Raw genomic sequence first — 25,714 nt, 5'->3', positions numbered from 1 at the left:
GATCATTCATGGACATGAAGGTACCGGATTGGGAAGGACGTACCGCTGAGGCGGATACCGCGTTTGATCGGCTGGCGTGCGCGCTCAGCGACCAGGCGGTCTTGTGTCACGCGCTGGAAAGTGTTGCTGACCGGCTTCCGGGCGGGGTCATGTCAGCCGAATGCCTGCATTTGCGCCGGGCAATCCCGCCTATCCTGACAGCCGTGCATCGGTTGGAGGAGGAAATTATCCTTCCGTTCATGACGGAACGTTGGCGCATGCCTTCGGGCTTGGCGGAAATCCTCGACCAGATCCGCTATGAGCAGATCGAGGAGGAGTGCTACGCCGAAGAGCTATGCGATGCACTGCGCGCCTACGGCACGGGTCTCGGTAAACCGTCGCCGGAAACGCTCGGCTATATGCTGCGCGCCTATTTCGACTGCGCCCGGCGGCGCATCCGCTTTGATTGCAACGTTCTTCTCCCGATGCTGTCGGCCGCATCACTTGCGGGTAAGTCGCTGGGGTTGCCTAACCACAGCGTCCCTTCAGGCGGCTCAGGCTCGGAACCGTGATATGGCGGTTGGCGATTACGGATATCACCCCGTCGGTTCGTAGCTTGGTGATCTGTCGGGACACGGTTTCGATCGTCAGGCCGAGGAATTCAGCGATATCGATGCGTGACAGCGGCAGGTCGAACTCGGCCGTGTCGCGGGCTTCGGTGCCGGTGGACGGGTCGATATGTCCGGCGATGAGATAAAGTAGACTCGCGACCTTCTCCGCCGCCGTCTTCTGTCCGAGCGTGACCATCCAATCACGGGCTTCATCAAGTTCGCGCAGGATCTGGCCGAAAAGGCGATGTTCCAGCTGTGGGTATTCGGCAACCAGCCGCTCGAAGGCGGCGCGCGGCACTTCGCATAGCTCGACGTCGGATGCGGCCTCCGCCGTCACGGCGTTGTCGCGGCCGAACAGGCGGCCCAGAAAGTCCGGCGCGAACTGCAGGCCGACGACCTGCTGGCGGCCGTTTTCCAGGACTTTGGTCAGTTTGATGACGCCGCGCATGACGTTGGCATAGGACTGGATCGGCGTTTCCTCGCCTGCCAGTAACTTTCCTGCCTCATGACGGGTCATGCGGGTGTGTTTTGCCATGGCAAGCAACTGCCGGGCATCAAGCGCACCGCACAGTCCCTTGTGACGCACTTCGCAGCTTCGACAGAGAACGGGTGTTTCGGAGTTGTGTATATCTATCCGGGCGGCTTCTGACAGTTGGGTTCCCCAATGCGTGGTCAAATCTGCAACTGGAACATGCACTAGCAGATTTCATCTGCCTCTGCCGCTGCGAAGTGGGCTGGTATCACGGACCTTTCGTCGCGGGCGTCCGGCGATGCGGCCACCGGCTAGGATCATCAACGCGATTCTAAACAGAATTTAATTCTGGCCGGGCCATTGCTGACACCGTGTTGCCCGGTTCGAGGTCATTGATAAGCGTCAATATTCGGATAATCCTAGTATTCGCGAAAAGCGTTGTTGCCACTGAAGGAAAACAACATGCGGTACCGGAATTCAATTCTCGTCGTCGCTGTTGCCGCTGCGGGCGCTTTCCTGGGGCGTGCCGAACTTGGTCCATATCTGCCAGACCCGGTCGCGCGCTTTTTGTCGATCGAAACAGCTGAAAGCAAACCGAGCGGCGAGATCGACAAGGGCAAGGGCGCAGCCGGGCATCGCAAAGCCGTGACCGTTAACACGACAACGGCAAAGGCCGGCTCATTGCCGGTGACGCGCAGTTCGCTCGGCACCATCGTTCCCTTCGCGTCCACCGCACTGTCCAGCCCGGCATCGGGCACTGTCGCGCAGATACTGGTCAAGGACGGTGCCGAGGTCACGGCTGGCACCTTGCTGGTGCAGCTCGATGACCGCACGATCAATGCCAATATAGCCCGTGACACCGCCATGATTGCCAAGGACCAGGCGGCGCTCGACGAGGCCAATACGAACCTGAAGCGGGTGGAGGCGCTGAGCAATGACGGCGCAGAAACCCGTCAGCAGTACGACGATGCCGTTGCCGCTGCAAAACAGGCGGAAGCCGCGATCGGCGTCGATAGTGCGACTTTGGCCGCCGACAAGGTTGCGCTGACGCAGACGCAGATCCGCGCGCCGTTCGACGGCAAGCTCGGAGTAATCCTGTTGTCACCCGGTGCCTATGTCGCGCCGGGCGAGGATATTGTCACGCTGACCCAGATGAAGCCGGTTTATGCGGAATTCACCCTGCCAGAAACGGATCTCGATCTCGCCCGGCAGGCGCTTGCGGGCGGACAGCTCAATGTCAGTATCTCTCCCACTTTGTCGCAGGATAAAACGGCCGGAGAGACCGGGCCGATCGTGTTCATCGATAACGCGGTCGATGCGCCCTCCGGCACGTTCAAGATGCGGGCGCGCCTTGAAAATTCGGGTGGAACATTCTGGCCGGGACAGTCGCTGCGCGTCACGGTCACCGCCGGCGAACAGAAGGATCTGGTGCTCGTGCCGTCCGTTTCCGTGCAGCCACAAGGCGACGGTGCCGTCTGCTACGTCATCAAACAGGACAACACTGTCGAAGTGCGCAAGGTGAAGGTCGCTTTCAGCGTCGGGGATACGACTGGCATTGCCGACGGCCTCAAGGAGGGCGAGATCGTCGTGACCGAAGGGCAGGCGGGGCTGGTGGATGGAACGCATGTCGAGGTCGTGTCGGCTCCGGCGGCCGCGCCTCAGACGGTGGCCGAACGCGAGGCCAAAGCCGGAGCGATCGAATGAATATCTCCGAAATCTTCATTCGGCGCCCGGTCGCCACAATCCTCTTGATCGCCGGTGTTCTGCTCGCCGGTGCTTCAGCCTACACCAACCTGCCTGTCGCCGCCCTGCCGCAAGCCGATTTTCCGACCATCAACGTCTCAGCGCAGCTCGCCGGCGCTTCTCCGGACACGATGGCCAGCTCCGTCGCCACGCCCCTGATCAAACAGTTCGAGACGATCGCCGGGATCGACACGATCAGCGCCAGCTCGTCGCTCGGCAACAGCCAGATCACCATCCAGTTCAATCTTTCGCGCGACATCGATGCCGCTGCCGCAGATGTTCAGGCCGCGATTGCCAGAGCCCAGCGGCAACTGCCAGACAACGTCACGGCACCACCGAGCTATCGCAAGGCAAATCCGGCAGATGCTCCAATACTGATCCTGGCTTTGACCGGTGATGGTGCCTCGTTGACGCAAATGGACGACGTGGCGGAAAATATCATTTCGCCGGCACTGTCGACAATCTCCGGCGTGGCGCAGGCGCAGGTCTACGGAGCCAAGGCCTATGCTGTGCGGATCGAGGTCGATCCAAACAAACTGGAGAGCCGCGGCCTTTCACTTGATGGGCTGGCGGCAACGGTGGCGGCGGCCAACGACCAGTCTCCGGTTGGTACTTTGCAAAACAAGTCACAGGCACTGACGGTCGATGTTGCGACCCAGCGCAGCGATGCCGCCGCTTTCCGAACCCTGATCATCGCCCAACCCGGCGGCCGTATCGTGCGGCTGGACGATGTTGCGGATGTCGTGGACAGCGTGCAAATTCTCAACCAGGGAAGCTGGCTTGACGGCAAGCCGGCCATTGCGCTTGCCGTGCAACGCCAGCCCGGTGCCAATACCGTGGCAGTGGTCGATGCCATCCTGGCCAAGGTCCCGGACCTTCAGGCCAATCTTCCAGCGAACATGCATATCAACATCGTCAACGATGCTTCCGTCTCGATCCGCGCGGCTGTGGCGGATGTCGAGACGACGCTGATGATTACCATCGGCCTCGTGGTTCTGGTTATCTTTCTGTTTCTCCGGCGGGTTTCGGCAACGCTTATTCCAGCACTTGCCGTACCGCTGTCGCTGGTGGCGACATTGGGCGCCATGTACGCGCTGGGATTCTCGATCGATAATATCTCGCTTCTGGGCCTCACTCTTTCGGTCGGGCTCGTCGTCGATGATGCCATCGTCATGCTGGAGAATATCGTCCGCAAGGTGGAGGAGGGCATGGCGCCGCTCGAGGCGGCCATCGAAGGAAGCCGGGAAGTCACCGGCACGATCATTTCGATGTCGATTTCGCTGGTCGCCGTCTTCCTGCCGATCCTGCTGATGGGCGGCATTGTCGGGCGGGTGCTCAACGAATTTGGCGTCGTCGTCACATTGGCAATCCTGTCCTCTGCCACGGTATCGCTGACCGTGACCCCGATGCTCGCGGCCCGGCTTCCACATCGGGATACACAGGAGCCGCAGCGCCTGGGCCTGTTCGATAGGGTGACTGCTGCCTATGGCCGGGCTGTCGGCTGGTGCCTGAACCACCGCGCAATTGTCATGCTGGTGTTCGCCGCCACGTTCGTTGCGTCAGGATGGATGTTTGCAAACTTGCCACGCAGCTTTTTCCCGTCCGAGGATATCGGTATTCTGACAATTTCGACGCAGGCCCGGCAGGACATATCCTATCAGGCGATGAGCGCGTTGCAGGCCCGCGCCGCTGCTGTCGTCTCCAGTGATCCCAACGTCGCGCATGTGACCTCGACGCTCGGTGCCGGGCCGGGCGGGTCGGCGCTCAATTCCGGGTCGCTTCTCGTTCAGCTGAAGCCGCGCGCCACCCGCCCCCCGCTTGATACGACCCTGCAAACCCTGCGGCATTCATTATCGCAGATCGCCGGATTGAAGGCCTTCATCACGCCCCAGCAGAGCCTGCGCTTTGGTGGGCGCAGCACCCAGAGCCTTTACCAGATCGTATTGCAATCGATCGATGCGGCGGCAGCACGGCAATGGTCGCAGACACTCGGTGATGCCATGCGGGCAGATACCGTCCACTTTGTCGATGTTGCCACCGATCTGCAAAACAATGCGCTTCAGGCGCATGTCATCGTCGATAACGATCGGGCAAACAGCCTTGGGATTTCGTCCCAAGCCTTGCGCACGACACTGGAGGCGGCATTCGGCAGTTATGTCGTCACGCAGATCCAGACCACCGGCAACAGCTATGACGTCATCATCGAGTATGATCAGTCGCTGGATTGGAACGAGCAGTCCCTGTCCGCCATCCGGATTGCATCGGCGTCCGGGACGCTGGTGCCGCTGTCGAGCTTTGCGCGGGTCACACGCGAAGCGGGGCCGGTCACCGTCAACCAGACGGGGCAGCTGACCGCAGTGACCCTGTCGTTCAACCTGCCGAAAGGCGTATCACTTGGGACCGCAACCGCCCGCGTCGATGCGCTCAAGCAGCAGATCAATCTCCCCGCGACCGTGACGACGAATTATGCCGGGGCTGCCCAGATTTTCGAGCAGGCAAGCGGCAATACCGGGCTGCTGATCGGTGCCGCCGTGCTGATCATCTACGTTGTGCTCGGTGTTTTCTACGAAAGCTTCCTGCACCCGCTGACCATCCTCTCCGGCTTGCCATCCGCAGCGTTCGGAGCGCTGCTGACATTGAAGATTTTCGGTTTTGATCTGTCGATCATTGCGCTGGTCGGCTTGCTGATGCTGATCGGTATCGTCAAGAAGAATGCGATCATGATGATCGATGTGGCGCTGACGCTCCAGCGCGACGACAATCACGAAACGCACGAGGCTATCCATCAGGCAGCCGTGCGGCGCTTCCGGCCGATCATGATGACGACGTTTTGCGCCCTGCTCGGCGCGCTGCCGGTCGCCATCGGAACCGGTGCCAGCTCGGAACTACGCCAACCGCTCGGGGTTGCGGTTGTCGGCGGGCTTCTGGTCAGCCAGGTGCTGACCCTGTTCATCACGCCGGTCATCTTCGTCGAGATCGAGCGGTTGTCTGCCTTTGTCCGCTCACTCTGGTCGCGCAAAGCCGTTGTTGCGTCTGCGCAGTAGAGAGGTTCGGGAGAAGCAGGTATCGGAGGGCAGTTCGTTTACTCGTTAGCTGATCAATCGCTGGGGCCACACCATCCAGGCAGATATTTTGCCGACTTGGCTCGTGCAAGTTTGAGGGCCGCGATCTCGGCATCCTTGAAATCTCTGTGTAGCAATTTCAGATCGATGCGATTTCTCAAAAAATCCGCCCACATGAACTCGCTGAACGGCGTGTTGTCCTTGGCGTAGCCACCCGCACGGCGAAGCGCGCCGGCCAGCGACCGGTAGGGATCATCGGTAAGCCCGCCCACGGATTTGGGCAGGCTGTTGTGCGGTTGCCGCTCGCCTGCGGCATCGAACGGATAGGTCCAGCGATAGTGATCCATCACCGACCAGAATTCCGGTTTGGAAAGGTCGCTGAGGTCGGCGACGACACTGGTCAGGACATGTTCGACACCTTCCTCCTGCAAAGCCCTGACGAGATGATGGTGATCGACCAGATAGGGACGCTTCTTCCAGCCGATCACGACCGGCACCATATGGCGGCCGAGAAAATCGGCACCGTCGTGTCCGGCAATCTCGCGCCACTCCAGCCGTTTGCAAGCGACCTCGCGAAAGCCGACCGTCATTTGTGTGGGCCGGAGGCTCGCTATCGCCACGGGTAGCAGGTGGGGTTCATAGGTTTGCGTCATGAGGCACCTCCGGTGCTTGATGCTTGGGATAGAACGGCTGAGACGGCATCATCGACGCTGACGCTGCAACGCCCGGCAATCTCCGGTGCCGCAGTCTCGATCAGATCGCGGGCGCGATCATGCACGCGGGCGTATTGCACCCGCTTACCTGAGGCCCTGACAGTCGTATCGAATTCCAGCAGCGCATCGAGTGCAGTGCTGTCCAGATCGAAGCTCTCCTCCAGGCTGACCACGACGCAACTGTTGTTGCTGTCCGCACGAATACGGCTGGCGATCGTGTTTAAGACGGCATCCGCATTGGCGAAGAACAATGGCTGCGCCGGCCGCCAGACGGCGATCCCGGAAACCGGGACTGCGTCGGCGTGGCGCGCGATATCGACAAAATCATGTCCTCCGGCGAGCCGTCCGAGACGGGCCACATAGGGTGATGCCATCCGCTTGAGCAGGGCTGCCAGCGACAATACGATCGCCACCAGCATGCCATCGAGAACGCCGAACACCAGCACGCCGAGGGCAGCACCCAGCGCGATATAGCCGTCGCGCTTCAGCCGCCACAGGCGCAACAGCGGCATCGGGTCGAGCGCATGGGTCAATGCAGCAATAACTACAGCTGCCAGGACCGGCTGGGGAAGAAGGGCGACAGGCCCGGAGGCAAAAGCGATCAGGAGGGCCAGGCCGAGTGCCGCGACGACCGCGGTCGCCCGGCTTTGCGCGCCTGCGGCCTCGCTTGCTGCCCCGGCAGAAAACCCGGCACCGACCGGCATGCCCTGAACGACGGCGCTGGCGAGATTGGCCAGGCCGAGGGCGCCGAGCTCGCGGTTAGCCTCGACGGTTTCATTGTGGCGTAACGAGAATGAGCGGATGGTGCCCCAGGACTCCGCAAAGAGAATGAGCACCAGCGGCAGCACGAAGGGCAGAAGCGCTATGATTTCCCGCCATTGGCGCGACGAGAAATCCGGCCATGCAGGCAGGAGCGGGATAGCTCCAACCAAGGCGACTCCATGATCGGAAAGATCAAAGATGGTCGAGACCGCAATACCGGCACAAAGTACCAGAAACGCGCCGGGGAGGAGCGGAACACGGCGTAGCCCGATCAAGGCCGCAAGAGCTGCTGCGCCGACCAGAATGCTCGGCAGATGCCATTGTGGTATGGAGGACACCAGGCCGGTAACCAGATGCAGAATATTGGATGAATTGACCGCTACGCCAGCCAGAACCGGTATTTGCCGCAACACGATGGTGATCGCCAGCCCGAAAGCGAAACCACGCAGCACGGGCCTTGATATGAAACCTGCTAGATTTCCAAGCCGGGCCATCGACGCCGCCAGGAAGAGAACACCGACCAAGGCGACGAGGATTGTGGCAAGCATCGCTTTGTCGTCGGCCGAGCCCGGTAGGGTGAGCAGTGTGGCTGCCAGGATGGCGGCGGAGGAGGAGGTTGGACTGACAATCGCAAAGCGGCTTCTTCCAAGCAGTCCATAGGCAAGACAGCCGGCGATGGCGGCACAGATCGCCCGCTGCGGCGGCAAGCCGGCAATCCCGGCATAGGCGACAGCTTCCGGTAGCATCAGTCCCGCTACCGACAGACCTGCGATCCAGTCTCCCTTGCGCATGACGGACCGATTCTCCTCTGCTTTCAGGATAGGATCAGTACCACAGATTGCCTTGCATCATGCTTTGCGCTGCAACAGCAGTTGAGGCGTTTTCCTCGCCCCGAACGATTTATGGTGCGAGGTAGATTGACGAAATGGGTTGGAGTTTCGAGCTTTTGGCAATTGAATGGCCTATGGAGATGGCCCGGCGTTCAATACCAAATAGATGCGAGCCCCGAGCATACAGCCTGCGCCATATGTTCGGGGCTGGCCGGCCGTTTATGCCATTCGGCGGATATTGTTTTGAAGCTGCTGAGCCTGATTTTGCAGGACAGCGTATCGAGCTGCCGGTATCGCACCGTTGTTGTGATCAGCGACTGCCATCGCTTCACGGCGGATCCACGCATCGTCGGCCTTCAGGCGTTGATATTCAGCGCTTGTAATAAGACCACGTTCTCGGTCCGCATTCATGCTCCGGGTGTCGGTCCGAAGCTCGGCGAGGATTGTATCAAGCCGCGACCGGTAGACGTGAGCGGGTGTATAGGCCGGAACGACGAAGGTTGGACCTTGAGTGACATCGGTCGTGATGTCTTCGTCATTCAGCATAAAGGCGCGGTCGCGTTGGCCGTCGAAGTGACCATGGTCATGATCGTGGCCAGAATCGCCGTGGGAGCCGGCGAAAGCCACGCCCATAGAGGCTGAGATGAAGATTGCGGAGATTGCCGCAGTTTTTGCAAAAGAGAACATTTGCGTTACCTCTGATATAAAGACGTCTCTGAAACGTCTCTTGATAGGAAGCCATCCTATAGTGTCGCGTCACGGCGCAAATGCCGCCGGCAATACATAGCTTCGATCGGGAATATACTGCTCTAAGAGAGTAAGATCATGTTAAATTAAAGTAATATTCGACTGTCTCTACCTGCCACAATTTCGATCAATTGTGGGAGGGCGTCGTGACTTGATGCAGAGCCGTGGCTGTGTCAACGCGGCGGCAATTGAGACACCAGACCATGCCGTATTCAGTGGGGCAATTTTGACCTGCCGGGATGTTGTCCTCAGCGCGCTTCGCGGTCTCCCCCAAAATCCCTATGAGATTTTTATATCTCTCCACGGCGCCTCGTCTCGAACGCTAATGCGGTTCGGCGCCATAGTGAGCGTGGAATTCAGGCCCCGGATCTTGCGTTGAGCGTGATCAACGGGGCTGCTTTCGCGTCGCCGCCTTCCTTTGAAGAGGAGGGAAAGATGAAGTTCAACAAAAGGAGCCTGGATCGATGATGGATATTGTCTTGATCGGGATCGGCGTTTTGTTTTTCGCGCTGTCGTTTGCCTATACGCGGGCCTGCGACCGTCTCTAATTCGAAGGATTAAGAGAAATGCTTGTCGATTATGTGCTGGGAGCCGGCGTGACCGTGTTTCTGCTTGCCTATCTGACCTACGCCCTCATTCGCCCTGAGCGCTTCTAACAACGCCAGGTTCGGAAAGTTATTGCCATGACACTCAACGGATGGATCCAGATCCTCATCTTCTGCGGGATCGTCATTTTACTCATCAAGCCGCTCGGCGCCTATATGACGCGCGTCTTCGGCGGTCAGCGCACATTGCTGTCGCCCGTCTTTGCTCCGATCGAACGCGGCCTCTATCGGCTGTCCGGCACCAGCGAGAAGGAAGAGCAGCACTGGACGAGCTACGTGTTCTCCCTGCTCCTCTTCAATCTCGCTGGCTTTGCCATTCTCTATGCGCTGCAGCGGTTCCAGGGCTTCCTGCCGTTCAATCCTGCGGGCATGACGGCTGTTGGTCCCGAACTTTCGTTCAATACTGCCACCAGCTTCGTCACCAACACCAACTGGCAGAACTACGGCGGTGAAAGCACGATGTCTTACCTCGTGCAGATGGCCGGCCTGACGGTGCAGAATTTTGCCTCTGCCGCAACCGGCATGGCCATCGCCATCGCGTTGATCCGCGGTTTTGCGCGCGCCTCCGGCAAGTCGCTCGGCAATTTCTGGGTCGATATGACCCGCGCCACGCTCTACATTCTTCTGCCGATCTGCATCCTGCTGACGATTGCCTATGTCTATCTGGGTGTACCGCAGACGCTGGGCGCCTACGTGACGGCAACGACGATCGAGGGCGCGCAGCAGACCATCGCGCTCGGCCCGGTCGCATCCCAGCTGGCCATCAAGATGCTCGGCACCAATGGCGGTGGTTTCTTCAACGTCAATTCTGCCCATCCGTTTGAAAATCCGAATGCAATCTCCAACCTGATCCAGATGGTTACGATCTTCGCCATCGGCGCAGGCTTTACCAATGTCTTCGGCCGCATGGTCGGCAACCAGCGTCAAGGCTGGGCGATCTTCGCAGCGATGGGCGTCCTGTTCCTTGCCGGCGTCACTGTAACCTACTGGGCCGAGGCTGCCGGTAATCCGCTGGTCCACGCCATGGGCCTTGAAGGTGGTAACATGGAGGGCAAGGAAGTCCGCTTCGGCATCGTCCTGTCGTCACTGTTCGCGGTTGTCACCACGGCCGCCTCCTGCGGTGCGGTCAATGCCATGCACGGATCGTTCACGGCACTTGGCGGCCTGATCCCGCTGATCAACATGGAACTCGGTGAAGTCATCGTCGGCGGCGTCGGTGCCGGTTTCTACGGCATCCTGATGTTCGTCATCCTGACGGTCTTCGTTGCCGGCCTGATGGTTGGCCGCACGCCGGAATATCTTGGCAAGAAGATCGAGGCGAAAGAGGTCAAGATGGCTGTTCTCGCCATCCTCATCCTGCCGGTGGCGATGCTTGGCTTCACCGCTATTGCCGTGCTTTTGCCGACAGGCGTGGCTTCGATCGGAAATCCAGGGCCGCACGGCTTCTCGGAAATCCTCTATGCCTACACCTCGGCTGCGGCCAACAATGGTTCGGCCTTCGGCGGACTCTCCGGCAACACGCCCTGGTACAATATCACGCTTGGCATCGCCATGCTGATGGGCCGTTTCCTGGTGATCATCCCGGCGCTCGCCATTGCCGGTTCGCTGGTGATGAAGAAGACGGTGCCGGCTTCGGCCGGTACCTTCCCGACCCACGGCCCGCTGTTCGTTGGCCTGCTCTGCGGCGTCATCCTGATTGTCGGCGGGCTCACCTTCTTCCCGGCGCTGGCGCTCGGGCCGATCGTCGAGCACCTCGCGATGATATCAGGTCAAACCTTCTAGGTGCCGGCATGAACCGCTTGTTCCAGCAGAAGTTCAAAAGGCTGCTTAACCCTCGCGACGGCGATCCGCCGCGAGCGGCGCCCCCGCAGGCAACCAGCATCATCATCGCCTTCATGCTGGTCCTGCTGGTGATCGGCGGCCTTGCCCACGCTTTTACCGAATTGTTCCACGGCTGACGCGGTCACCGTGATGTCACACACGAAAGAAACTGGAGTTCTCTCATGAGCCAGTCCAAATCTGCGAGCCTGATGGACTCTCGCATCCTCATCCCAGCGATCGGTTCGGCTTTCGTCAAGCTTGATCCCCGCACGCTTGCCAAGAACCCGGTGATGTTCGTCGTTGCCGTCGTCTCGACGCTGACCACTGTTCTGTTCCTGCGCGATCTCGTCACCGGTGGCGGTGATCTCGGTTTTTCGCTGCAGCTCAATATCTGGCTGTGGTTCACGGTGTTGTTTGCCAATTTCGCCGAAGCCGTTGCCGAAGGCCGGGGCAAGGCGCAGGCTGAATCGCTGCGCAAGACCCGCACTGAAACCCAGGCCAAGCTTCTGACCGGAACCGATCTGAAAAGCTTCAAGATCGTCTCCGGAACCAGTCTCAAGGTTGGCGATATCGTTCTCGTCGAAGCCGGCGAAATCATCCCCTCCGATGGTGAAGTGATCGAAGGGGTCGCCTCCGTCAACGAGGCGGCGATCACCGGCGAATCGGCGCCTGTCATCCGTGAATCCGGCGGCGACCGCTCGGCCGTTACCGGCGGCACGCAGGTCCTGTCGGACTGGATCCGGGTGCGCATCAGCGCCGCCGCGGGTTCCACCTTTATCGACCGGATGATTTCGCTGGTCGAGGGTGCCGAACGCCAGAAGACGCCGAACGAGATTGCCCTCAACATCCTTCTCGCCGGCATGACCCTGATCTTCGTTCTGGCCGTTGTGACCATTCCGAGCTTTGCCTCCTATGCCGGTGGCTCCATTCCGGTAATCGTGCTGGTGGCGCTGTTCGTAACGTTGATCCCGACCACGATCGGTGCGCTTCTTTCGGCCATCGGCATTGCCGGCATGGACCGCCTGGTGCGTTTCAACGTGCTGGCCATGTCCGGTCGCGCCGTCGAGGCAGCTGGCGATATCGATACGCTGCTGCTCGACAAGACCGGCACGATCACGCTCGGCAACCGCCAGGCAACCGAGCTTCGCCCGGTTTCGGGCGTGTCGCAGCAGGACCTGGCCGATGCCGCACAGCTGGCGTCGCTTGCCGATGAAACGCCGGAAGGCCGTTCCATCGTTGTGCTGGCCAAGGAAAAATACGGCATCCGTGCTCGCGACATGGCGCAACTGCACGCGACCTTCGTGCCGTTTACGGCCCAGAGCCGCATGAGTGGCGTCGATATCGAGGGTTCGTCAATACGCAAGGGTGCTGTCGATGCCGTGCTGAGCTACGTCGCCAGCCAGAACACGGCGGCACGCCCGGATACCATCCGCGAAATCCAGGCGATTGCCGACGAAATCGCAAAGTCCGGGGGTACACCTCTCGCTGTTGTTCGCGATGGACGCCTGATGGGCGTGGTGCACCTGAAGGACATCGTCAAGGGCGGCATCCGCGAGCGTTTCGCCGAACTGCGCCGCATGGGTATCCGTACGGTGATGATCACCGGTGACAATCCGATGACGGCAGCGGCTATCGCTGCCGAAGCCGGCGTCGATGATTTTCTTGCCCAGGCGACTCCGGAAAACAAGCTGTCTCTGATCCGCGAGGAGCAGGCCAAGGGCAAGCTCGTTGCCATGTGCGGCGACGGCACCAACGACGCTCCGGCGCTTGCCCAGGCCGATGTCGGCGTGGCCATGAACACCGGTACGGTCGCAGCCCGCGAAGCTGGCAACATGGTCGATCTCGATTCCGACCCGACCAAGCTGATCGAGATCGTCGAGATCGGCAAGCAGCTGCTGATGACCCGCGGTGCGCTCACGACATTCTCGATCGCCAACGATATCGCCAAGTATTTTGCCATCATCCCGGCGATGTTCCTGGCTTTCTATCCGCAGCTCTCGGCGCTGAACATCATGGGCCTTGCCTCGCCGCAAAGCGCCATCCTGTCGGCGATCATCTTCAACGCGCTTGTCATCGTCGCGCTGATCCCGTTGTCGCTCAGGGGCGTCACCTATCGCGCCGTCGGCGCTGGAGCTCTCCTGTCGCGCAATCTGCTCATCTATGGCCTCGGCGGCGTCATCGTACCGTTCATCGGCATCAAGGCCATCGATATGGCCATCACCGCCCTTGGTCTCGTTTAAAGGAACATCCCAATGCTGAAACAATTGCGACCCGCGCTGGTCATGATCGTTGCAATCACCATCATTACCGGCCTTGCCTACCCACTCGGCATGACCGGCATTACCCAGGCCTTGTTCCCGCATCAGGCCAATGGCAGCCTCATTGAAAAGGACGGAGCTGTTGTCGGTTCCGCCCTGATCGGCCAGGCCTTTACCGGCGATACCTATTTCCATGGCCGTCCGTCGGCTGCCGGAGATGGCTACAATGCCGCCGCATCGAGTGGCTCCAACCTCGGCCCGACCAATCCGAAACTGTTGGAGCGGATCAAGGCAGAAGCCGAAGTCTTGAAGGCTACCAACCCCGGCGCTGCTGTGCCAATGGATCTGGTTACCGCTTCGGGGAGTGGCCTTGATCCGCATATCACGCCGGAAGCCGCCTATTTCCAGGTGCCGCGCGTTGCCAAGGCCCGTGGTTTGGATGAAAGCAAGGTCCGCGCCCTGGTCGATCAGGCGGTGGAAACGCCGGAACTCGGCATTCTCGGTGAGCCGGTGGTCAACGTCTTGGCGCTGAACATGGCGCTTGATAAGGCTGTCTGAACCGGTTCGACCCCGGCATCGCGCCTTGCTTAGAAGGTGCGTTGCCGGGATGGATTGATTGACGGCATCGGTCTCAAATCCTCTGGGCTTTTGAGACTTGTCCGGTATGGTCTGAAGCGGCATCTTGCCGCTTTTCGGCATTGATGAGAAAGACTTAAGCGCAGATGCGGGACGATGTTCGCGATATGGATGGAAGGCCATCTCCTGACGCCCTGTTGCAGCGGGCGGAGCAGGAAACGCGCGGCCGCCTGAAAATCTTTCTGGGTGCAGCACCTGGGGTCGGCAAGACCTACGAAATGTTGACCTCCGGCCATGCCAAGCAGGCCGATGGGATCGATGTCGTGATCGGCGTGGTCGAAACGCATGGCCGCAAGGAAACCCAGGCGCTGGCCGATGGGTTCGAGGTCATTGCCCGTACGCCGATTGACTACAAGGGCCGTCATCTCGAGGAAATGGATATCGACGCCATTCTCGAGAGGCGTCCCGGCCTCGTTCTTGTCGATGAACTGGCCCACACCAATGCACCCGGTAGCCGGCACCCGAAACGCTACATGGATGTGCAGGAACTGCTGTCGCGCGGCATCGATGTCTATACGACGCTCAATATCCAGCATGTCGAAAGCCTCAACGACGTCGTTGCCCAGATCACCCGTATCCGGGTGCGCGAAACCGTTCCCGATTCAATCATCGACCGGGCCGACGATATCGAGATCATCGACCTGACGCCGGAAGACCTGATCAAGCGGCTGCATGACGGCAAGGTCTATATTCCGAAGACGGCGCAACGGGCGCTCGAAAACTATTTCTCGCCGGGAAATCTGACGGCGCTGCGCGAACTTGCGCTTCGCCAGACCGCGCAGCGGGTGGACGACCAGTTGCTGACGCATATGCAGGCGAATGCGATTTCCGGCCCCTGGGCGGCGGGGGACCGGGTGCTGGTCTGTGTCGATGATCATCCGCGCAGCGCCTCCCTGGTGCGTTATGCCGCTCGCCTGGCGGACCGCCTGCGCGCGCCTCTGGTGGCACTGCATGTGGAAACGGCGCGATCAATACACCTGTCGGAGGCGGCGCGGGATCGTATCGCAGCGACGCTGCGGCTGGCCGAGCGGCTGGGCGCTGAAGCGCTGACCCGGCCGGGCTCCGATGAGGTTGAAGAGATCGTCCGTGTCGCCGCATCCAGCAATGTCACGCACATCATCGCGGGAACGCCGAGAACATCGGGATGGCGCGAATGGCTGCACGGGTCAGTGACCAGCCGCCTCATCCGGCGTGCTGGCAATATCAGTGTCCATGTCATTGCTGGTGATGACCGGGAAGGCGAGGCCGTCGCAACGGGCGTGAAGACTGCCCCGGCCCCGGTCCAGTTCAAGTTCCGCCCTTACGCGCTCGCAACATTCTATGTCGGTTGCGCGCTCGGCGTTGGCTTTCTGCTCGACCAGTCACTCGACGTGCGCAACATCGCGCTGGTGTTCCTGATGGCTGTTTTGACCACAGCAGTTAAGGAAGGTCTGAAGCCGGCTCTCTACGCCAGCGTTATCAGCGCCTTTTTCCTGAATTTCTTCTTCCTGCAGCCGCTCTACACACTGGATATCAGCGACCCTGACAGCGTTGTCGCGTTCATCCTTTTCTTCATCGTCGCGATCATTGCCAGCAATCTGACCGCCAGTGTCCAGCGGCAGGCGGCCGCTGCGCGGCTGCGGGCGCGCACCACGGAAGATCTCTATCTGTTCAGCAAGAAGCTGGCTGGCACTGGAACGCTGGATGACGTGCTCTGGGCAACGGCATTCCAGCTTGCATCGATGCTGAAAGTGCGGGTCGTATTGCTGTTGCCGGAAGATGGAACGATCGCGGTCAAAGCCGGCTATCCACCGGATGACACACTTGATGATGCCGATATCGCCGCAGCGCGCTGGGCCTGGGAGCACAATCGGGCCGCTGGCCGCGGCGCCGATACGCTACCCGGCGCCAAGCGCCTTTATGTGCCGTTGCGCACCGGCCGCGCCGCCGTCGGCGTCATTGGTCTCGACAATGACCGGCAGGGGCCATTGCTCAGCCCCGAACAGCAGCGGCTGCTGGATGCGCTTGCCGATCAGGCAGCGCTCGCCATCGAACGCGTGCAGCTTGTCGCCGATGTCGACAATGCGCGGCTGGTGGAAGAAGCCGGCCGTCTGCGCTCGGCGCTGCTGACCTCGATTTCGCACGACCTGAAAACGCCGCTTGCCGCCATCATGGGCGCTGCCGGAACGCTGCGTGACTATCAATCCGCCCTGCCGGAGGAAGACCGCGTCGAGCTTCTGACCACGGTGACCGACGAATCCGAGCGGCTAAACCGGTTCATCGCCAATCTGCTCGACATGACCCGGATCGAATCCGGCGCCATGGAGCCGAATGCGGCTTTTCACTATACCGGCGATATCGTCGGTAGCGCGCTGCGCCGGGCGCGCAAGATTCTGGCCGATCATAACGTGGATGTTGATGTTCCCGCCGATCTGCCGATGATCAAGGTCGATCCGGTGCTGTTCGAACAGGTGTTGTTCAACCTGCTCGACAATGCCGCCAAATATGCGCCGGAAGGATCGAAGGTTCGCGTTCGCGCCGAAAGCAATGGCGAGCGGGTTCTTATCCGGATTTCGGACGAAGGGCCGGGTATTCCGCAGGGCGATCTGGAACGGGTCTTCGATACGTTCTACAGGGTGCGCAAGGGTGATCACGTTCGGGCGGGTACCGGGCTTGGGCTCTCCATCTGCCGGGGTTTCGTCGAGGCGATGGGCGGTACCATCGCTGCCGAAAACCGGATCGACCACTCCGGTGCCGTCTTTACCATCAGCCTGCCGCTTTTGCCGGACGCCCCCAATCTCAAGGACATGAAATGACGCTTTCAGCGGTGAAGATCCTGGTGGTCGATGACGAGCCACCCATCCGCCGCCTGTTGCGTGTCGGCTTGGCAACGCAGGATTATGCAGTCAGCGAAGCCGGTAACGGCAAGGCGGCGCGCGAAAGCGTCAAGAGCGAGCAGCCTGATCTGATTCTGCTTGATCTCGGCCTGCCGGATATGCCCGGCCACGATCTGCTGCGCGGCTGGCGCGAGGAGGGCCTGACGCTGCCGATCGTCATCTTGTCGAGCCGCACCGATGAGGCCGGGATCGTGAAGGCGCTGGAGCTGGGCGCCGACGACTATGTGACCAAACCCTTCGGTATGAATGAGCTGGTGGCGCGTATCCGGGTGGCGCTCCGCCACCGGCTGCAGCAGCAGGGAGAGAAGCCGCTGTTCCAGACCGGCGGCCTGTCGGTCGACTTGGTCAAGCGTATCGTCAAGGTCGACGGGCGTGAGGTCAAACTGTCGCCGAAGGAATACGATATCCTGCGCATCTTGGTGCAGCATGCTGGCAAGGTGCTGACGCACAAGTTTCTGCTGAAGGAAGTCTGGGGCAATGCCGATGACGTACAGTATCTGCGCGTCTATGTGCGACAGCTGCGCCAGAAGATCGAACTGACGCCGGACCAGCCGCAATATATCACCACCGAAACCGGGGTCGGCTACCGCTTGCGCGAAGCCGACCTTTAGCCAGCTTGCATCTACAGGCTATTGCGGTTCAGCCAGTTGCGCAGAACGGTAATGCCTTCCGGCACATGCAGGCGGCCAAAGCCGACGCGCAGGCAATTCTGTGGAACCGGCGTCAGCTCCGAGTGATAGACACTCGAGGGCAGGAAGAATACCCCGGCCTCCTCGACCGCACGCCGCGCAAATTCCTCGACGCCTTCGGGTCCCTTGTAGCGGATGAAAGCGACGCAGCCGCCGTCCGGTTCGCGCCAGTCGAACAGATGGGAAAACTCGGCGAAAAAGGTATTCCACTCGACGATGTTGTTGCGGACGATGGTCCGTGTCCGGGCCAGGATCTTATCGCGGTTCTTAAGCCCGATGCGGGCCAGAACTTCCGAAGGGGCGGAATTGCAGATCGACAGGAAGTGCTTGTAGCGCTCGCAACGGGTCAAAAAATCCTGGTCCTTGCAGGCAAGCCAGCCGATCCGAAGCCCCGGAAGGCCATACGCCTTCGACATGACGTTGAGCGAAATCCCGCGCTCGTAGGCATCGACCGCCTGCGGCAAGCGCAGCGCTTCATCCTTCTCGATCAGACGGTAGACCTCGTCGCTGAACAGCCAGATACCATGCTTGCGGCAAAGTTCGACGAGCGCATCGAAAGTAGCACGCGGCAGGATCTTGCCGGTCGGGTTGTTGGGAAAATTGATGGAGATCAGCTTGGTATTGGGGCGAATTTCCGTCTCGACGAGGCCGATGTCGAGGTTCCAGTCGTTGTCGATGTCGAGCGCCACGCCTGTGACGGCGCAGATGCTTAACGGGATGGTTTCAGCCGCCTGATAGTTGGGCGTGATGACGATGGCGTGGTCATCAGACGTCAAAAGCACTTTCATCGCCACATAAATCGCTTCCTCGGCGCCGGCAAAGCAGATCAGGTTTTTCGGCTGAACGGTGTCGTAGGTCCGCGCGATTTCCTGCCGCAGAACGGGTGCGCCAAATGTCTCGGTATAACCGAGGCTGAGGTTTTCGAAGTCGGCGCGGTCTTCGTTGCTGGCCATCGCCAGCAGGTCCGGCAGCCGCATGCTTTCGGCATCCGAGGCCGTCATGTTGTATTTGGCGGTGAATTCCCATTTCGACATGAAGGTTTCGAGCACAAAATCGCGCATCGGCCTGGTCATTGTGGCTCTCCTTGAACGGCAGCGTCTTGTTTCTGGCGGATCGCGCCAAGGCGGTTGTAGATCGTCGCTCTCGACAGTTTCAGGATCTCGGCGACATAGGGAACGGCCTTGCGGATGGCAAAGACGCCGCGTGCGTCGAGCAGTGCGATCAGGCCATCCGTGTCGGTGCCGGTGAGGCCGGACAGTGTGGTTCTCTGTTCAGCGAGGAAATCGCCGATCACAGAATTGACGGCCTCGCGCCAGTCGTCCGCCATCAGCGCCGATGTCTTCGGCATGGGAGCGGCGAACTCCATCATCGATTTCAGCTGGTCGAAGATCCCGGCAAAGGCCTCGATATCATGATTGATACACAGCAATCCGACCGGTTTCCCTTCTGCGTCGCGCAGAACCGAGGTGATCGCCTTCAGCCGGCGGCCATCCCAATTGGACTTGCCGTAGGGGCCGATCACATCTTCATCCAGGGATGAAGCCAGTCCGGCCTCGTTGAGCGAACTATCCCCCGGCCGGCGCCTCGAAAAGGCATTGGCGATATGGAAGATCTGGCCTGTCTCAAGATCATGCAAAACCGCTTCCACATGCGGTGAAAACAGCGTGGCGATGGCGTCGCAGACCGGGATGAAAGGCGTGAGCGGATGAGACATGACGCCTTATTCGCTTAAATTGACATTTTGTCAATGTTGACAAATTGGATAATTACCGTCCGAACGATGGTTTGCTGGCGTTGAGCTGCCGCTGAAACTCCGGATCGCGCCGCGACAATTTCTTGTGCAGGTGAACCATCATGCCGGCGGCAAACAGTGGTGTCAGCAGGTTCAGGAGCGGTACCGCCAGAAACGCGGCCAGCACGAGGCCGCTCAAGAAAACCGTGCCGGCATGTTTGGCGCGGAACAGCCGGGCTTCGGCCGGCGAGCGATAGCGCATCGCGGCGAATTCGAAGAACTCGCGGCCGAGCAAATAGCCGTTCACCAGAAAGAAGGCGATCAGATTGATGCCGGGGATCAGCAGCAGGAAAAGGGCAATGATGTTGCCGGCAATGATGACACCGAGAAATTTCAGCGTACCGAAAATCGCTTCGCCCAGCGGCAAGGGCCGTCCGGCAGGTTCCTGCGGGTAGTCCCGTTTCTCCACGACGTCGGCGACGTCATCAAGAAAGAAGCCTGCGATCAGTGCGGTCACCGGGGCCAAAAGTAGCGCCAGGCCGAGTGCCAGCCCCAAACTGGCAAAGATACCGACCACGAATGTCAGCCATCCTGCCCAGCCGGGCGTTCCCGGCAGCAGGGCATCGAGCCACGGCAAGGCGAGATAGATGAACAGTTCACGCAAGGCAAACCACAGGCCGACCAGCGCCAGAAGTGTCAGGCCCAGAACCTTCCAAAAGACCGAGCGCGTTTCCGGCGCGAAAAGATTGGCAAAGGAAAGCCGCGCCGCGTCGAGTATCATCCGGTGTCTCCTTGAAATGCGTGTCAGCCACTGTCTGCGCATGTAGGCGGGCTATGGGCCGTGAGCAAGACTATGGTGGCGGGCAGCGTTGAAAAGTCGCCGAAAATCATGTGCGAAGGGTGCTGTTTTCACTGCCAAAACGGGCGCCGCGCCGTTATGATGCTGCCACAAACAGCTTTGGAGTGTTGAGACGATGGATGGAGTGGACGGAAACATGTCGGTGGCGGGCCTTTCGGTGCTGCTGCAGTCCGGCGCGCTTGATCCTGTCGAACTGGCAAAGGTAACGCTGGAAAAGATAGCTGGCTACCAGGATCGATCTGTTTTTACCGAAGTGCTTGGTGAGCGCGCAACGGTGGAAGCAGAATTGTCGTCGGCGCGTATCCGTTCCGGTCGGTCGCTCGGTTTGCTCGACGGTATTCCCGTTGCCTGGAAGGATTTGTTCGATACGAAGGGTGCGGTGACGACAGCAGGCTCAGCCGTGCTGACCGGCCACCTCCCCGCAGAGACTGATGCTGCCGTGGTCAAGGGGCTCGGAGCCGCTGGAATGGTCAGCGTCGGCCGCACCAATCTCAGCGAATTCGCGTTTTCCGGCCTCGGTATCAATCCGCACTACGGGACGGCGCATAATCCCGTTTCGCGCGATGTTCCGCGTATTCCGGGTGGCTCGTCGGCTGGGTCCGGCGTCGCCGTGGCAGCCGGGCTGGTGCCGGTGGCGATTGGTACGGATACCGGCGGCTCCATCCGCATCCCTGCCGCGTTCAACGGCATCGTCGGCTATAAGGCGACACGTGGCCGCTATTCGATGCAGGGCGTCTTCCCGCTGGCAAAGAGCCTCGATTCCCTCGGACCGCTCTGCCGCACTGTTCAGGATGCCATCTGGATCGATGCCGCCATGCAGGGCCGAACCGCGCCGGATACCCGCCGGGCAGATCTGAACGGCCTGAAGCTCGTCGTCCCGGAAACCGTCGTTTTCGACGACGCCGAACCGGGCGTCGTGGCTGCATTCGAGGCTGCGGTTGCACGGTTGAAAAAGGCCGGTGCCCAGATCAGGCGCCAGGCTTTCCCGATCTTTGCCGAGATCTTCGAGATCACTGCACGCCATGGGGCACTGGTGACCGCCGAGGCGTTCGCACTTCACAAAGCGCGATTGGAAGGGCCGGAGGCCGCGCGCATGGATCAGCGGGTCGTCGCCCGTACACGGTTGGGCGAAAAGATCACGTTGGCCGACTATATCGCCATTGGCGATGCGCGTCGGCGATTGATCGCCGCTTACGCTGAAACCCTGGAGCCCGGTGAGCTGGTCATTCATCCGACGGTGCCGCATGTGGCGCCGCCGATTGCGCCGCTGCTTGCCGATGACGATCTGTTCTTCAAGATCAACGGCCGAACCTTGCGCAACACCCTGATCGGCAACTTCCTTGATGGTTGCGGCGTCTCGATCCCGTGCGGTACGGGCGATGCCAGCATGCCGGTTGGTTTCCTGCTGTCAGGCCAGAAAAATCAGGACGAGGCTCTGCTCTCTGCAGCGCTCTCGGCCGAGGCCATTATCCGTGGTGATGCATGATCGTCTGCTTCGATATTGGCGGATCCGCCATCAAGGGTGCCGTCGCCTATGCAGCGGACCGGATCGAACCGCTGGGACGCCGTGTCACGCCACTCGATGATTTCAACGCGTTTGTCGAAACGCTCCGCGCTGTTATCGCGGAGGCTGGCGTAAAGCCAAACCGCGTTGCCATATCGATCACCGGCGTCGTCGATCCGGAAACGCAGGCGATCAAATGCGCCAACATCCCCTGCATCGACGGACGCCAGCTTGCCGCGGAATTGTCCGGCCTGCTCGATCTGCCCGTATTGATCGCCAATGACGCCGATTGCTTCGCCTTGGCGGAGGCTGGTGCGGGTGCCGGGCGCGGTTACCGGATCGTGCTGGGGGCCATCCTCGGCACCGGCGTCGGTGGCGGCCTGGTGGTCGATGGCCGGCTTATCAATGCGGAGGGCGGTTTTGCCGGCGAATGGGGGCATGGCCCGGCAGTCGCCGCAATGGCTGGCACACCGCCGGTCGCGATCCCGGTCTTCGACTGCGGCTGCGGCCAGCGCGGTTGCGTCGACACGATCGGCGGCGCGCGTGGCATGGAACGGCTGCACCTCACTTTGCACGGCAAGAGCCTGGCTAGCCATGAGATCACCACGCTCTGGCAGAATGGCGATGCTGAGGCCGCCCGGACCATCGATGTGCTGGTGGATCTGATCAGCTCGCCGCTGGCGTTGACGGTCAATATTACCGGGGCGACGATCGTTCCGATCGGCGGTGGTCTTTCCAATGTGACGCCGCTGATTGCCGAGATCGACAAGGCTGTGCGGGCGCGGATCCTGCGGAAATTCGACCGCCCGCTCGTGGTTCCTGGTGAATGCCGGATCGAGCCGGGCCTGATTGGCGCGGCTGTTCTCGGTCTCGCAGGAGAGGCGCAATGACGAATATTCTTCTGGAAGTCTGTGTTGATGATGCGGCCGGTCTGCGCGCTGCAGTCTATGGCGGTGCCGATCGCATCGAATTGTGCTCGGCACTGTCCGTCGGCGGTCTGACGCCATCGCCGGGCCTGATGGCATTGGCGGGCAAACTCGATATTCCGGTCTACGCGATGATCCGGCCAAGGCCGGGGGATTTCGTTTTTGATGCCGACGATATGGATGTGATGCGCGTCGAAATCAATGCCGTCCGGTCGGCTGGCCTTGCCGGTGTTGTGCTTGGTGCGAGCAGCCCCGATGGAAGTCTTGATACGGAGGCCCTGCGGGTGCTGGTAGATCATGCCTGGGGATTGGGGCTGACGCTGCATCGTGCATTCGATCTGGTGCCGGATTTCGCGGATGCGGTCGAGATCGCGGTGGACCTCGGTTTCGAGCGTATCCTGACATCAGGCGGGGCGAAAAGCGCGCCTGACGGTGTCGATGCGCTGGCCGCGATTGTCGCGGATGCCAGGGGGCGGATCTCGATCCTGCCCGGCTCCGGTGTGACGCTGAAAACGGTTGATGCACTTCTCTCCCGTCTTTCCGTGACGGAAGTGCACTCATCCTGTTCGAAAGAAAAGCCGGCTCACGATGCCCGGCTGGTATCGCTCGGCTTCGTTTCGCCAGGTGCCAGGCAAACGGATGAGCAGGTGGTGCGGGCACTCAAGGCGCGGCTGACCGCCGCGCCTTGATACATTACGAGATTAGGCCTGGAAAACGCGGTTCCCGCCGATCCAGGTCGAGTTCATTTCGAGGTTTTCCGTCAGAATGACGAAATCAGCGTCTAGGCCCGGCAGCAATCTGCCTTTGCGGGCGGCCACGCCAGCGGCATCGGCGGGATAGGCCGATGCCATCCGCAGCGCCTCATCCAGCGGCAGATCCAGCTTTTCGTGAGCAAACCGCACAGAGGCGAGCATGTCGATATCGGCGCCAGCCAGTGTGCCATCGGCCAGCGTCAGGCGGCCGTCCCTGCGGAAAATCTCGCGGCCATTCAGGAAGAAGCTGGTCTGGTCCGAGCCGATTGTCGACATCGCGTCGGTGACGATGAAGATCCGGCCTGGGCCATTCTTGGATCGCAATGCGATGCCCATCGACGCCGGATCGACATGGACGCCATCGGCAATGATCCCCGCGTGCAGGCTGCCAGTATCGAGCGCGGCACCAACGACACCCGGTTCGCGATGGCCAAGCGGGCTCATGGCATTAAACAGGTGGGTGACGGTACGTGCGCCCGCCTTGGCGTATTCGACAATCGTATTGTAACCGGTATCCGTGTGGCCGAGGCTGACGATGATACCCGTGTCGGCCATAGCCTTGACCTGTTCCACTGTCGTGTTTTCAGGCGCGACCGTCACCATCATGGCATCGAATAGGCCGGCACAGGCAAGCATGGCCTCGAGATCGGCCGGGTCCATCGGCCGGATCAGCGCCGGGTCGTGCGCGCCCTTGCGAGCGATCGAAAGATGCGGGCCCTCCAGATGCAGCCCGAGGAATCCCGGAACGTTTTCCGCCTTGGCCTGGATACCACCCGCGATCGTACGCGCGCGAATCTCGAACGTATCGGTGATCAAGGTTGGCAGCAGGGCCGTGGTGCCAAATTGCGCATGCGCCGCGCAGATGGTGCGGATAGCATCGACGTCCTGCCGATCATTCAGCATCACCCCACCGCCGCCATTCACCTGCAGGTCGATAAAGCCGGGCACAAGCAACTGGCCCCCGGCTGATATCATCTCTGTCCCGGCCGGTAGATCATCCTGCGGCAGGATGCCGATGATGGTTCCACCATCGAGCAATAGCACCTGATCATCATGCCAGAACAGGCCGTCGAAAATCCGGGCTCCGGTGATAGCTTTCTGTGCGGTCATCTCGTTTCCGTAACCTTTTTGAGGGCGACAGGCGCATCCGGATTGAGGCCGCGCGAGCGGGACCAGGATTCGACGAAGCCGTAGAACGGGATGATCAGGGCCAGCGCATCCGTGATCGGATGTCCGGTGGCGACGAACGGCAATTTCTTGGTCGTTTTGGCTTCGTTGGAGGTAACGAACGCCAGCGCACCCTTGGCGCTCAGCCCATCGAGAATACCGGTAACGGAGCCTTCTGCAGCGTCGCGTGCGGCAAGGCCGATTACCGGGAAGCGCTTTTCAACGAGAGCCACCGGACCATGCAGCACTTCGGCCGCGGAATAAGCCTCTGCGTGCATGCCCGAGGTTTCCTTGAATTTCAGCGCCGCCTCGCTGGCGATGGCCAGCGCTGGACCGCGTCCAAGCACAAACAGAGATTCCGCATCGCCAAGTTCGTCGGCCAGCTGCTGCCAGTCGAGCTTCACGGCCTTTGCAAACTGGGCGGGCAAATCGGCGACTGCGCGCTGAAGGGCAGCATCACCAGTCCATTCGCCTAGAATGGCGAGGCCTGCGACAATCGAATTGACATAGGATTTGGTCGCGGCGACAGCGATTTCCGGTCCGGCGAGAATGTCGAGCGGATGGGTGCTGGCTTCCGAGATCGGCGAAGGCAGAGTGTTGGTCAGGGCGATCGTCACCGCACCTGCCTTCGTGGCAGCCTCAGCCATCGCAACGATATCCGGGCTCTTGCCGGACTGCGAGATGGCGATCGATGCTGCGCCCTGAAGCTGCATTTTCGCGCCGTAGATTGAGGCGAGCGACGGGCCGAGCGAGGCAACGGGCCGTCCGGTCGAAAGCTCGATCGCGTATTTCAAGAACAATGCGGCATGGTCGGATGAGCCGCGGGCAATGGTCACGAAAAAGGCCGGGTCTTTTGCACGCAAAGCAGCACCGGTTTCTTTGACCGCCGCCTTGGATTGATCGAGAAGACGGGCTGCGGCTTCGGGAATTTCGTTGATTTCGCGGCGCATATTGGTTTGCATGGTCATGT

General features: G+C 60.6%; 22 protein-coding genes. 13 read left to right on the top strand and 9 right to left on the bottom strand.

Annotation, left to right across the window (positions count from 1 at the left end; genetic code table 11):
- The first annotated feature begins 8 nt into the window (after positions 1 to 8).
- Entirely contained in the window at positions 9 to 551 is a 543-nt protein-coding gene (locus R6X40_RS21750; RefSeq protein WP_318415964.1) for a hypothetical protein, read from the top strand.
- Here the strand turns inward: R6X40_RS21750 and R6X40_RS21745 are convergent.
- Complete coding sequence (locus R6X40_RS21745; RefSeq protein WP_318415962.1) at positions 508 to 1,176, bottom strand: Crp/Fnr family transcriptional regulator; 669 nt, start codon at positions 1,174 to 1,176, stop codon at positions 508 to 510. The two genes, R6X40_RS21750 and R6X40_RS21745, sit on opposite strands and share 44 nt — an antisense overlap.
- A 348-nt stretch (positions 1,177 to 1,524) precedes the next feature.
- Here R6X40_RS21745 and R6X40_RS21740 point away from each other — a divergent pair, with 348 nt between their 5' ends.
- On the top strand, positions 1,525 to 2,766 hold the full coding sequence (locus R6X40_RS21740) for an efflux RND transporter periplasmic adaptor subunit (RefSeq protein WP_318415960.1): 1,242 nt from the start codon (positions 1,525 to 1,527) through the stop codon (positions 2,764 to 2,766).
- On the top strand, positions 2,763 to 5,849 hold the full coding sequence (locus R6X40_RS21735; protein ID WP_318415958.1) for an efflux RND transporter permease subunit: 3,087 nt from the start codon (positions 2,763 to 2,765) through the stop codon (positions 5,847 to 5,849). Before R6X40_RS21740 ends, R6X40_RS21735 begins: the two co-directional genes overlap by 4 nt.
- A 53-nt stretch (positions 5,850 to 5,902) precedes the next feature.
- On the opposite strand, the gene R6X40_RS21730 is transcribed toward R6X40_RS21735, so the two are convergent.
- From R6X40_RS21730 to R6X40_RS21720, 3 genes are all read right to left on the bottom strand, one after another.
- Positions 5,903 to 6,520 carry a ParB-like protein gene (locus tag R6X40_RS21730; protein WP_318415956.1) on the bottom strand — a complete coding sequence of 206 codons (618 nt, stop codon included), beginning with the start codon at positions 6,518 to 6,520 and terminating at the stop codon, positions 5,903 to 5,905.
- Positions 6,517 to 8,133 carry a SulP family inorganic anion transporter gene (locus tag R6X40_RS21725; protein WP_318415954.1) on the bottom strand — a complete coding sequence of 539 codons (1,617 nt, stop codon included), beginning with the start codon at positions 8,131 to 8,133 and terminating at the stop codon, positions 6,517 to 6,519. Before R6X40_RS21725 ends, R6X40_RS21730 begins: the two co-directional genes overlap by 4 nt.
- Before the next feature lie 258 nt (positions 8,134 to 8,391).
- Complete coding sequence (locus R6X40_RS21720; RefSeq protein WP_318415953.1) at positions 8,392 to 8,859, bottom strand: hypothetical protein; 468 nt, start codon at positions 8,857 to 8,859, stop codon at positions 8,392 to 8,394.
- A gap of 626 nt (positions 8,860 to 9,485) precedes the next feature.
- Here R6X40_RS21720 and kdpF point away from each other — a divergent pair.
- The 7 genes from kdpF (at position 9,486) to R6X40_RS21685 (ending at position 17,726) form a co-directional block, all read left to right on the top strand.
- Positions 9,486 to 9,575, top strand: a complete 90-nt coding sequence (gene kdpF / locus R6X40_RS21715) for a K(+)-transporting ATPase subunit F (protein ID WP_037103661.1) — start codon at positions 9,486 to 9,488, stop codon at positions 9,573 to 9,575.
- A 27-nt stretch (positions 9,576 to 9,602) separates the two neighbouring features.
- Positions 9,603 to 11,306, top strand: a complete 1,704-nt coding sequence (kdpA, locus tag R6X40_RS21710; protein WP_318415951.1) for a potassium-transporting ATPase subunit KdpA — start codon at positions 9,603 to 9,605, stop codon at positions 11,304 to 11,306.
- 8 nt (positions 11,307 to 11,314) lie between these two features.
- A complete protein-coding gene (locus R6X40_RS21705) occupies positions 11,315 to 11,482 on the top strand; it encodes a hypothetical protein (RefSeq protein ID WP_318415949.1) in 168 nt (55 codons plus the stop codon).
- Positions 11,483 to 11,527: 45 nt separating this feature from the next.
- The gene (gene kdpB, locus R6X40_RS21700; RefSeq protein ID WP_318415947.1) at positions 11,528 to 13,585 is read left to right on the top strand and encodes a potassium-transporting ATPase subunit KdpB; all 2,058 of its coding nucleotides are present in this window, start codon (positions 11,528 to 11,530) and stop codon (positions 13,583 to 13,585) included.
- Positions 13,586 to 13,597: 12 nt separating this feature from the next.
- The gene (gene kdpC, locus R6X40_RS21695; RefSeq protein ID WP_318415945.1) at positions 13,598 to 14,161 is read left to right on the top strand and encodes a potassium-transporting ATPase subunit KdpC; all 564 of its coding nucleotides are present in this window, start codon (positions 13,598 to 13,600) and stop codon (positions 14,159 to 14,161) included.
- Between the two features lie 164 nt (positions 14,162 to 14,325).
- Complete coding sequence (locus R6X40_RS21690; protein WP_318415943.1) at positions 14,326 to 17,034, top strand: sensor histidine kinase KdpD; 2,709 nt, start codon at positions 14,326 to 14,328, stop codon at positions 17,032 to 17,034.
- Positions 17,031 to 17,726 carry a response regulator transcription factor gene (locus R6X40_RS21685; RefSeq protein ID WP_318415942.1) on the top strand — a complete coding sequence of 232 codons (696 nt, stop codon included), beginning with the start codon at positions 17,031 to 17,033 and terminating at the stop codon, positions 17,724 to 17,726. Before R6X40_RS21690 ends, R6X40_RS21685 begins: the two co-directional genes overlap by 4 nt.
- Positions 17,727 to 17,737: 11 nt before the next feature.
- Here R6X40_RS21685 and R6X40_RS21680 read toward each other — a convergent pair whose 3' ends face one another.
- The 3 genes from R6X40_RS21680 to R6X40_RS21670 are packed head-to-tail and all read right to left on the bottom strand — an operon-like array spanning position 17,738 to position 20,317.
- On the bottom strand, positions 17,738 to 18,877 hold the full coding sequence (locus tag R6X40_RS21680) for an aminotransferase class I/II-fold pyridoxal phosphate-dependent enzyme (RefSeq protein ID WP_318415940.1): 1,140 nt from the start codon (positions 18,875 to 18,877) through the stop codon (positions 17,738 to 17,740).
- Positions 18,874 to 19,518: a transcriptional regulator gene (locus R6X40_RS21675; protein WP_318415938.1), complete on the bottom strand. Its 645-nt coding sequence runs from the start codon at positions 19,516 to 19,518 to the stop codon at positions 18,874 to 18,876. The genes R6X40_RS21680 and R6X40_RS21675 overlap by 4 nt, the downstream gene beginning before the upstream one ends.
- A 52-nt stretch (positions 19,519 to 19,570) precedes the next feature.
- The gene (locus tag R6X40_RS21670) at positions 19,571 to 20,317 is read right to left on the bottom strand and encodes a sulfate transporter family protein (protein WP_318415937.1); all 747 of its coding nucleotides are present in this window, start codon (positions 20,315 to 20,317) and stop codon (positions 19,571 to 19,573) included.
- A 193-nt stretch (positions 20,318 to 20,510) separates the two neighbouring features.
- On the opposite strand from R6X40_RS21670, the gene R6X40_RS21665 reads away from it, so the two are divergent.
- Genes R6X40_RS21665 through R6X40_RS21655 form a run of 3 tightly spaced genes read left to right on the top strand, consistent with a single transcriptional unit; the run spans position 20,511 to position 23,514 of the window.
- Positions 20,511 to 21,881 carry an amidase gene (locus tag R6X40_RS21665; RefSeq protein ID WP_318415936.1) on the top strand — a complete coding sequence of 457 codons (1,371 nt, stop codon included), beginning with the start codon at positions 20,511 to 20,513 and terminating at the stop codon, positions 21,879 to 21,881.
- Positions 21,878 to 22,789 (top strand): ROK family protein, encoded by a 912-nt coding sequence (locus tag R6X40_RS21660; protein ID WP_318415934.1) that lies wholly within the window; start codon positions 21,878 to 21,880, stop codon positions 22,787 to 22,789. The genes R6X40_RS21665 and R6X40_RS21660 overlap by 4 nt, the downstream gene beginning before the upstream one ends.
- Positions 22,786 to 23,514 (top strand): copper homeostasis protein CutC, encoded by a 729-nt coding sequence (locus tag R6X40_RS21655; RefSeq protein WP_318415932.1) that lies wholly within the window; start codon positions 22,786 to 22,788, stop codon positions 23,512 to 23,514. Before R6X40_RS21660 ends, R6X40_RS21655 begins: the two co-directional genes overlap by 4 nt.
- Positions 23,515 to 23,526: 12 nt before the next feature.
- Here the strand turns inward: R6X40_RS21655 and nagA are convergent, their stop codons facing one another.
- On the bottom strand, positions 23,527 to 24,687 hold the full coding sequence (gene nagA / locus R6X40_RS21650; protein ID WP_318415929.1) for an N-acetylglucosamine-6-phosphate deacetylase: 1,161 nt from the start codon (positions 24,685 to 24,687) through the stop codon (positions 23,527 to 23,529).
- Positions 24,684 to 25,706, bottom strand: a complete 1,023-nt coding sequence (locus R6X40_RS21645; protein ID WP_318416042.1) for an SIS domain-containing protein — start codon at positions 25,704 to 25,706, stop codon at positions 24,684 to 24,686. Before R6X40_RS21645 ends, nagA begins: the two co-directional genes overlap by 4 nt.
- Positions 25,707 to 25,714 lie beyond the last annotated feature (8 nt).

Source organism: Rhizobium sp. PL01 (assembly GCF_033447125.1).
Classification (GTDB): Bacteria; Pseudomonadota; Alphaproteobacteria; order Rhizobiales; family Rhizobiaceae; genus Pararhizobium.
This window is presented reverse-complemented; position numbering and strand designations above follow the sequence as displayed.

Bases quoted from the DNA above. Each gene is read 5' to 3' on its own strand.
- R6X40_RS21750 (WP_318415964.1), top strand. From the start codon at position 9: ATGGACATGAAGGTACCGGATTGGGAAGGACGTACCGCTGAGGCGGAT.
- R6X40_RS21740 (WP_318415960.1), top strand. From the start codon at position 1,525: ATGCGGTACCGGAATTCAATTCTCGTCGTCGCTGTTGCCGCTGCGGGC.
- R6X40_RS21735 (WP_318415958.1), top strand. From the start codon at position 2,763: ATGAATATCTCCGAAATCTTCATTCGGCGCCCGGTCGCCACAATCCTC.
- R6X40_RS21730 (WP_318415956.1), bottom strand. From the start codon at position 6,520: ATGACGCAAACCTATGAACCCCACCTGCTACCCGTGGCGATAGCGAGC.
- R6X40_RS21725 (WP_318415954.1), bottom strand. From the start codon at position 8,133: ATGCGCAAGGGAGACTGGATCGCAGGTCTGTCGGTAGCGGGACTGATG.
- R6X40_RS21720 (WP_318415953.1), bottom strand. From the start codon at position 8,859: ATGTTCTCTTTTGCAAAAACTGCGGCAATCTCCGCAATCTTCATCTCA.
- kdpF (WP_037103661.1), top strand. From the start codon at position 9,486: ATGCTTGTCGATTATGTGCTGGGAGCCGGCGTGACCGTGTTTCTGCTT.
- kdpA (WP_318415951.1), top strand. From the start codon at position 9,603: ATGACACTCAACGGATGGATCCAGATCCTCATCTTCTGCGGGATCGTC.
- R6X40_RS21705 (WP_318415949.1), top strand. From the start codon at position 11,315: ATGAACCGCTTGTTCCAGCAGAAGTTCAAAAGGCTGCTTAACCCTCGC.
- kdpB (WP_318415947.1), top strand. From the start codon at position 11,528: ATGAGCCAGTCCAAATCTGCGAGCCTGATGGACTCTCGCATCCTCATC.
- kdpC (WP_318415945.1), top strand. From the start codon at position 13,598: ATGCTGAAACAATTGCGACCCGCGCTGGTCATGATCGTTGCAATCACC.
- R6X40_RS21690 (WP_318415943.1), top strand. From the start codon at position 14,326: ATGCGGGACGATGTTCGCGATATGGATGGAAGGCCATCTCCTGACGCC.
- R6X40_RS21685 (WP_318415942.1), top strand. From the start codon at position 17,031: ATGACGCTTTCAGCGGTGAAGATCCTGGTGGTCGATGACGAGCCACCC.
- R6X40_RS21680 (WP_318415940.1), bottom strand. From the start codon at position 18,877: ATGACCAGGCCGATGCGCGATTTTGTGCTCGAAACCTTCATGTCGAAA.
- R6X40_RS21675 (WP_318415938.1), bottom strand. From the start codon at position 19,518: ATGTCTCATCCGCTCACGCCTTTCATCCCGGTCTGCGACGCCATCGCC.
- R6X40_RS21670 (WP_318415937.1), bottom strand. From the start codon at position 20,317: ATGATACTCGACGCGGCGCGGCTTTCCTTTGCCAATCTTTTCGCGCCG.
- R6X40_RS21665 (WP_318415936.1), top strand. From the start codon at position 20,511: ATGGATGGAGTGGACGGAAACATGTCGGTGGCGGGCCTTTCGGTGCTG.
- R6X40_RS21660 (WP_318415934.1), top strand. From the start codon at position 21,878: ATGATCGTCTGCTTCGATATTGGCGGATCCGCCATCAAGGGTGCCGTC.
- R6X40_RS21655 (WP_318415932.1), top strand. From the start codon at position 22,786: ATGACGAATATTCTTCTGGAAGTCTGTGTTGATGATGCGGCCGGTCTG.
- nagA (WP_318415929.1), bottom strand. From the start codon at position 24,687: ATGACCGCACAGAAAGCTATCACCGGAGCCCGGATTTTCGACGGCCTG.
- R6X40_RS21645 (WP_318416042.1), bottom strand. From the start codon at position 25,706: ATGCAAACCAATATGCGCCGCGAAATCAACGAAATTCCCGAAGCCGCA.